This window comes from Actinomycetes bacterium (assembly GCA_035489715.1).
Classification (GTDB): domain Bacteria; phylum Actinomycetota; class Actinomycetes; order JACCUZ01; family JACCUZ01; genus DATHAP01.
This window is the reverse complement of sequence record DATHAP010000164.1, coordinates 1-6,635: the sequence shown is the minus strand read 5'-3', so window position 1 is coordinate 6,635 and position 6,635 is coordinate 1. Positions and strand designations below refer to the sequence as shown.

The 6,635-nt window shown below is 72.9% G+C and carries 7 protein-coding genes and 1 tRNA gene; 5 read left to right on the top strand and 3 right to left on the bottom strand.

The features are described 5' to 3' along the window. Window positions 1-470, top strand: a 470-nt coding sequence (locus VK640_13435; protein ID HTE74185.1) for a hypothetical protein, incomplete at its 5' end; no start/stop codon positions are given. A 12-nt stretch (window positions 471-482) separates the two neighbouring features. Here the strand turns inward: VK640_13435 and VK640_13430 are convergent. The 3 genes from VK640_13430 to VK640_13420 all read right to left on the bottom strand — a co-directional run bounded on the left by VK640_13430 (window position 483) and on the right by VK640_13420 (window position 1,583). Beyond that, the gene (locus VK640_13430; protein HTE74184.1) at window positions 483-947 is read right to left on the bottom strand and encodes a hypothetical protein; all 465 of its coding nucleotides are present in this window, start codon (window positions 945-947) and stop codon (window positions 483-485) included. Continuing rightward, window positions 904-1,467 carry a hypothetical protein gene (locus tag VK640_13425; GenBank protein HTE74183.1) on the bottom strand — a complete coding sequence of 188 codons (564 nt, stop codon included), beginning with the start codon at window positions 1,465-1,467 and terminating at the stop codon, window positions 904-906. The genes VK640_13430 and VK640_13425 overlap by 44 nt, the downstream gene beginning before the upstream one ends. A 43-nt stretch (window positions 1,468-1,510) precedes the next feature. Then, window positions 1,511-1,583, bottom strand: a tRNA-Lys gene (locus tag VK640_13420). Window positions 1,584-1,662: 79 nt separating this feature from the next. Between VK640_13420 and VK640_13415 the strand changes: the two genes are divergently transcribed. The 4 genes from VK640_13415 to VK640_13400 all read left to right on the top strand — a co-directional run. Next, window positions 1,663-2,289, top strand: coding sequence for a PilZ domain-containing protein (locus VK640_13415; protein HTE74182.1), 627 nt, complete (start codon window positions 1,663-1,665; stop codon window positions 2,287-2,289). A gap of 48 nt (window positions 2,290-2,337) precedes the next feature. Next, a complete protein-coding gene (locus tag VK640_13410) occupies window positions 2,338-3,990 on the top strand; it encodes an alpha-amylase family protein (GenBank protein ID HTE74181.1) in 1,653 nt (550 codons plus the stop codon). A gap of 132 nt (window positions 3,991-4,122) precedes the next feature. Then, the gene (locus VK640_13405) at window positions 4,123-5,865 is read left to right on the top strand and encodes an EAL domain-containing protein (protein ID HTE74180.1); all 1,743 of its coding nucleotides are present in this window, start codon (window positions 4,123-4,125) and stop codon (window positions 5,863-5,865) included. Between the two features lie 154 nt (window positions 5,866-6,019). Continuing rightward, the coding region (locus VK640_13400) for a hypothetical protein (GenBank protein ID HTE74179.1) at window positions 6,020-6,635 on the top strand (616 nt) is incomplete at its 3' end.

Here is a 6,635-nt window from a genome sequence, read left to right as displayed (position 1 = left end):
CGCCGAGATGGCTGCGGCTGGTGGCTGCAGGTCAGGTGGTCGGAGATGGCCGCGGCCCGCGGCTGGGCAAGGCGCTGCCCGACCTGGCCGCGCGGACCAGCCGTCGGCTGGAGCGCCGGCTGCGGGACCTGGCCGACGCCGCCGACCAGGAGCTCGACGAGCGGCTGGCCGCCGCCCGTCGGGCCGCCGACGCGGCGCTGCTCGTGCACGACGTGGCCGGCCGGGCCGGAGTCCGGCTGCCCCGCTCGACGGGTCACGTGGCGTCGAGCTCCGAGCTCCTGGACCGGCTCGCCGCCGTGCTCGGCGCGAGGGACCTGGCCCGCGCGACGGGGGTGGCCGCGCACCTCGCCGGCGAGAACGGCTTCACCTTCGGCCGGCTGCACGGGCTGCTCGACGCGCAGGCAGCAGCCGTCGTGCGGCAGCTCCGCGCGGAGCGCAAGGCGCTGCGTCAGGCGCGGCGGAAGCCCTGACTGCGCGTGCCGCTAGACGCCGGCGCGCGCCTTGAGGTCCGGCCAGGATCCGCGGCAGCTGCGCGGCGAGCGAGAGGTGGCCCTCGTCGGGGTAGAGGCGCGCGTCGGCCGTCGGGATGTGCGCGGCGAGGAACTTGCCGTGCGGGAAGGCACCATCAGGTCGTGCGCGCCCTGCCACACCGACACCGGCACGGTGATGTCGGCGAGGTCGAAGCCCCACGGCCGGGCGAAGGCCAGGTCGTCGCCGTGCCAGCCGGCCACGCCCGTCGACACGCCCCGGCGGAAGTCCTCGGCCATCACCTCGGCGAACTCCCCGGTGAGCGCCGCGCGGTCGACGTCGTCGACCAGCCCGTCGAGCATCGCGACGACCTCGGCGCCGGTGATGGCCGCGATCTCGGGCGCCTGCGGCAGCAGCACCTCGAGGTCGCGGCCTTCAGGGGTCCGGACCGTCGACCACTTGTCCGCCACCTGTGCCATCGGGAAGTCCTCTCGTCGCCGTCGTCAGTACCGTGCGCAGACGACCGAGGGCCACCTCGCGCAGGTCCGCAGCCTCTTCCTCGTGCAGCCGGTGCCGCCAGGTCGAGAACTGGTCAGCCGTGCGCAGTCGATGGCAGTTCGCGCAGCGCACGTCGCACTTCTCGATCTCCTTGGCGATTGTCCGCCACGACCGTCCGCGCTGCAGCAGGATCGAGATGGGAGCCGTCTTGTCCGCCCGGTCCCGATGGTCGAACTCGAGGCACCTGATGTCGTGCTCACCGCAGTCGACGCACGGGTGCTCGGCGAGGTAGGCGGCCAACCGCTCCTGGGTCTGCACCCGGTAGGCCTTGTTGCGTCGGGCCACACCGGCTATGTGGTCTGCCTTGTGATTCAGGTACCAGGCCCGGCAGCACTCGCGGCACCGCGGCTGCCGCCCGTCCGGAGCGCCGCGCCGCACGTTGAACTCGGTGGCGGCCTTCGTCACCCCGCACGTCGAGCACCGCTTGAGCGCATCGTCCATGCTCGACCGAACCTCGAACCCCGGACACAACCCCTGACTCCGGTGGGCCCCGCGAGGCTCGAACTCGCGCGCGACGGATTAAAAGTCCGCTGCTCTACCAACTGAGCTAGAGGCCCGGAGCCTGAACTCTAGTTGCCCGGCGTTGACGTGGGGCGGGCACCGGACGAGGCTCGCGGGAGCGGAGGGAGCTGCGAGATGGTGGACGGCATGCTGGCGCTGCACCCGGGGCGCTCGGTCAGCCTGCTCCCGCGCGCCGGTGGCCACGCCTGGGGCGGGCTGCTGACCGACTGGCAGGGGACCGGCGACGACCACGTGCTCGCCCACGTGCAGACCGACCTGGCCGCGATCGACGCTCTGGACCACCACCAGGTCTGGCTGAGCACCGTCGGCAAGCTCGACGACGAGGACGGCGTGACGATCTTCGCCGGCCGGGCGCTCGCACAGGACGACGGGTCGCTGCTGGTCGACGGGGTGGTGCGGCTGGTCAGCGAGCGGCGCCGGCGGGCGGTGCGTGCCGCCGGGGCGAAGGTGCGGCTCCCGGACCACCACGGTCAACCCGGGGCCACCCTCGCAGCCACCGACGTGTCGCGGGGCGGCCTGCGGCTGGCCATGAACGGCACCGGCTGGACGTACGACGAAGACGTCACGGTCACCGTCGAGCTGCCCGACGCGGCGACCGTCACGGCCACCGCCCGGCTGCTCCGCGAGGAGGACGACGGCGACGTGGTCCTGGAGCTCGACGACCTCGCCGAGATCGACGGCGCGGCGATCGACCGCTACGCACTCACCCAGGTCGAGGAGACCGGTCTGACGACCGACTGAGCACGCCGCGCACGTTCACCGCGACCCCGGAGAGGGAAGCGGTGCGCCATGCGCATCACCGACACCAGCGACCTGTGGTGGAAGAACGCCGTCGTCTACTGCCTGGACGTCAAACGATTCGCCGACTCTGACGGCGACGGCTGGGGCGACTTCCGCGGGCTGGCCGCCAAGGTGGACTACCTCGCCGACCTCGGCGTGACCTGCCTGTGGCTGATGCCGTTCTACCCGTCGCCGATGCGCGACGACGGCTACGACATCACCGACTACTACGGCATCCACCCACGGCTGGGCACCTTCGGCGACTTCGTCGAGTTCATGCGCACCGCGCACGACCGCGGCATGCGGGTCATCACGGACCTGGTGCCCAACCACACGTCGGACGAGCACCCGTGGTTCGAGTCGGCGCGACAGGGCCGGGACGCTCCGTACCACGACTGGTTCGTCTGGGCCGACGAGAAGCCGGCCGAGAGCCCGACCGACGTGGCATTCCCCGGCGAGGAGACCAGCATCTGGGAGTACGCCCCCGAGTGCGACCAGTACTTCCTGCACCGCTTCTACCGCTTCCAGCCAGACCTCGACGTGTCCAACCCCGAGGTGCGCGAGGAGATCGCCCGCATCGCCGGCTTCTGGCTCGAGCTCGGCGTCTCGGGCTTCCGGATCGACGCCGTGCCGGCGCTGCTCGAGGCCGACGACGACGCGGCCCGGGCACGACTGCCCGACCCGCACGAGTTCTTGCGCGACCTGCGCGCCTTCCTCGGCCGGCGGGCCGGCGACTCGGTGCTGCTCGGCGAGGTCAACCTGCCGCACGACCAGCAGCGTCAGTTCTTCGGCGAGGGCCACGCGACCGAGCTGTCGGCGTGCTTCGACTTCATCAGCATGCAGAACCTCTGGCTGTCGATGGCCCGCCAGGACGCCAGCCCGGTGGCGCACGCCGTGGAGTCGCGGCCGGGCCTGGCGACCGCCGCTCAGTGGGGCACCTTCGTCCGCAACCACGACGAGCTCACCCTCGACGGGCTAACCATGGGCGAGCGCCAGGAGGTCTTCGACGCCTTCGGGCCGAAGAGGTCGATGCAGGTCTACAACCGCGGGCTGCGTCGCCGCGCGCCCACCATGCTCGGCGGCGACCCCGACCGGATCCGGCTGCTCTACAGCCTGATGTTCAGTCTCCCCGGCACGCCGGTGCTCTTCTACGGCGAGGAGATCGGCATGGGGGAGAACCTCGCGGCCGACCAGCGGCTCGCCGTCCGCACGCCGATGCAGTGGACCGGCGGGCGCAACGGCGGTTTCTCCGACGCACCGTCCGCCGACCTGGTGTCGCAGGTGGTGCGCGGGGCGTACGGTCCCAAGTCGGTCAACGCGGAGCAGCAGCGGTCCGACCCGGAGTCGATGCACGCCTTCGTGCGCGCCCTCATCAGGGCCTACCGCGAGTGCCCCGAGCTCGGCTGGGGCGCCTTCACGCTGCTCGACTGCGACCAGCCGGGCGTGCTGGCCCACCGGTGCACCTGGCAGGACCGCGCGGTGGTCGCGCTGCACAACCTCACCGAGCGCCCGGTGTCGGCCACGGTGACCCTGCCCGAGGGGGTCGGCCCGGTGCGGATGGCCGAGCCGCTGGGCGACGTACGCATGGAGTCCGACCGGCAGGGCCGCCTCGAGGTGCGGCTCGGGCGCTACGGCCGCCAGTGGCTCTGCGTGCTCGACTGACCCTCACCGAGCGTGATCGGGCTTTACTGTCCGTTGACTCGCCGCGCGTTGGGGTGACGCTGCCCGCGCCGAGGTGCGGCCACGCTGCGTGACAGGGACGATGGGTGCCGACCGTGGGAGGGCGCCCTGGGCATGGACGATGGCCCGCACGGCCCGGCGAGACCTGCCGAGGCCGTCCCAGCCGCGCGCCGCCAGGGCACCAACGGCGGCACCTTCGGTGACGCGCCGGGCGGGGCGCGGTGGATCGACTTCCAGGCGGTCTTCCTGCGCAGCCCGGTCGGCATGGCGGTCGTCGACGCGCTCGGCACGGTCGTCCTCGCCAACCCCGCGCTCGGCGCGTTCCTGGGCCGCGACCCGGACGCGCTGACCGGGCACGCCCTGCACGACCTCGCGGCGACCGACGACGTGGGTCGCATCCGCACCGGCACCGCCGAGCGTCGGATGCGCCACCTGCGGGGGCACGACCTGTGGGCCGTCGTGTCGGCGGTGCCGCTGCCCGAGGCCGGCGAGAACGCGATCCTGGTGTGCCTCGACGACGCGACCGGGCGCCGCAACACCGAGCGGATGCTCGTGCACGCCGCGCTGCACGACAGCCTGACCAACCTGCCCAATCGCCGGCTGCTGCGCGACCGTCTCGACACGGCTCTCGCCCGGGCTCAGCGCAGCCTCAGCACCGTCGCCGTGCTCTTCGTCGACCTCGACCGCTTCAAGGATGTCAACGACTCCTACGGCCACGACGTCGGCGACGAGGTGCTGGTCGGTGTCGCCGCCGGCATCCACTCGGCGATGCGATCGTGCGACACGGTGGCCCGGCTCGGCGGTGACGAGTTCGTCGTCGTGTGCGAGGACGTGCAGGCCGAGCAGGACGTCACCCGCCTCGCTGAGCGGATCCTTGCCGGCGTACGCCGTCCGGTCACCGTGCAGGGCCACCACCTGGCGGTCGCCGCGAGCATCGGCATCGCCGTCGCCTCCCCCGGGGCCGAGTCGGCCGACGAGCTGCTGCGCCGGGCGGACCTCGCGATGTACCGCGCAAAGCACCGCAACGACGCCTCCGTCGAGCTGGCCGAGAGCCCGCGTGACGGCGGCTCCGGCTCGGCGCTGTCGGCCAGGTCGGCCGACGGGCTGCCCGACGAGCTGCGGCACGCGATCCAGACCGACCAGCTCCGGCTGCACTACCAGCCGGTCGTCCGCCTCGACGGTGGCCTGGTCGGCCTCGAGGCGCTGATCCGCTGGCCGCACCCGCGGCTCGGCATGCTGCTGCCCAACGACTTCCTCGACCGGGTGGCCGGCACCGAGCTGGCCCGCTCGGTCACCGACTGGGTGCTCCGGGCCGCGGTGCGCGACGCCGCATCGTGGCACGACCCTCAGGTGCGGGTCAGCGTGAACATGTGGGCGACCGAGGTGGCCCGGCCGGGCTTCGCGGAGACCGTCGAGATGCTGCTCACCTGGGCCGGGCTGCAGGCCCGGGCGCTCTACCTCGAGCTGCACGAGACCGACCTGTCCGACGCCGGGCCGGGCCTGGTCGACGAGCTCGACCAGCTGCGCCGCCTGGGCGTGGGCATCGCGATCGACGACTACGGCACCGGCGGCATGTCGCTGTCGACCTTGCGCCACCTGCCGGTCGACACCCTCAAGGTGGACCGCTCGGTGATTGCCGGCGTCCTCGGCGCCGAGGCCGGCGTCGTCGCTGCGGTGGCCGCGGCGGCCCGGGCAGCGGGCCGGCACCCGCTGGCGGCTGGTGTCGAGACGCCCGAGCAGCTGCGCCGGCTCGGCGAGCTGGGCTACGAGAGCGTGCAGGGCTACGTGGCCGGGGCGCCTGCACCGCTGATCGACCTGCGCGAGGTCATCCGGCACCGCCGGGTCACCCTCGGCTGACCGCCCGGCCCTGACGGTGGCACACCGGTCCGCGGGGGGTTGTCCGTCTCGTCGTGATCGTTTGCGACGTACGACGTGCTGACACGCCGCGACACGCCGGTCTGCCGACCCCGGATCGTCGCAAACGATCACGGCCCGGGCGGATGATGCCGCGGTGTACGGGCTATACGCGCTGCCGGTGCCACCGCCGTCGCGGGACTCCTGCGACGTGTGTGGCGCGCCGGCGTCGTTCGCCCGGGTGCAACTCGAGGACACCGTCCGGACCTGGTGCGGGCCGGAGTGCGCCACGGCTCGCCGGGCGGACGACCTGCGCGTCGGTGAGCACGTCGCCGTCTGGGCCTCGCGGTTCCCCGAGGTGGAGCAGTGGCCGGAGCGCAGCGGCCACATCGGTCGCGAGGTGTGGCCGTTCCGCGGCTTCGCCCGGCTCGCGGTCGTGTCGAGCGTCACCGACGACGAGGTCACACTGACCAACCCTGGCCAGGTCGCGGCCGGGGACTCCTCCGAGACCGTTGTCGTGCCGGCGGACTATCCCTGCACCCGCTTCACCGGCATCACCGTGCGTCGTCCACGTCTCCGCCGCCGACGCCGGAACGGTCTCGTCGTCTGGCGGTGGCCGGTGGACGCGCCGTGGGTGCGCGACGTCACGTTCGGCCACTGGGTGTCCTACCAGTCGCAGGGACTCTGCGAGGACGCCACCGAGTGCGAGCAGCCGGCGACCTTCTGGGTCTCCTACCACCGCGGCCTGCCAGACGCGACTGACGGGCCCAGCT

Coding starts and splice junctions, on each gene's coding strand:
- VK640_13405 (HTE74180.1), top strand. CDS start 4,123: ATGGACGATGGCCCGCACGGCCCGGCGAGACCTGCCGAGGCCGTCCCA.
- VK640_13410 (HTE74181.1), top strand. CDS start 2,338: ATGCGCATCACCGACACCAGCGACCTGTGGTGGAAGAACGCCGTCGTC.
- VK640_13430 (HTE74184.1), bottom strand. CDS start 947: ATGGCACAGGTGGCGGACAAGTGGTCGACGGTCCGGACCCCTGAAGGC.
- VK640_13415 (HTE74182.1), top strand. CDS start 1,663: ATGGTGGACGGCATGCTGGCGCTGCACCCGGGGCGCTCGGTCAGCCTG.
- VK640_13425 (HTE74183.1), bottom strand. CDS start 1,467: ATGGACGATGCGCTCAAGCGGTGCTCGACGTGCGGGGTGACGAAGGCC.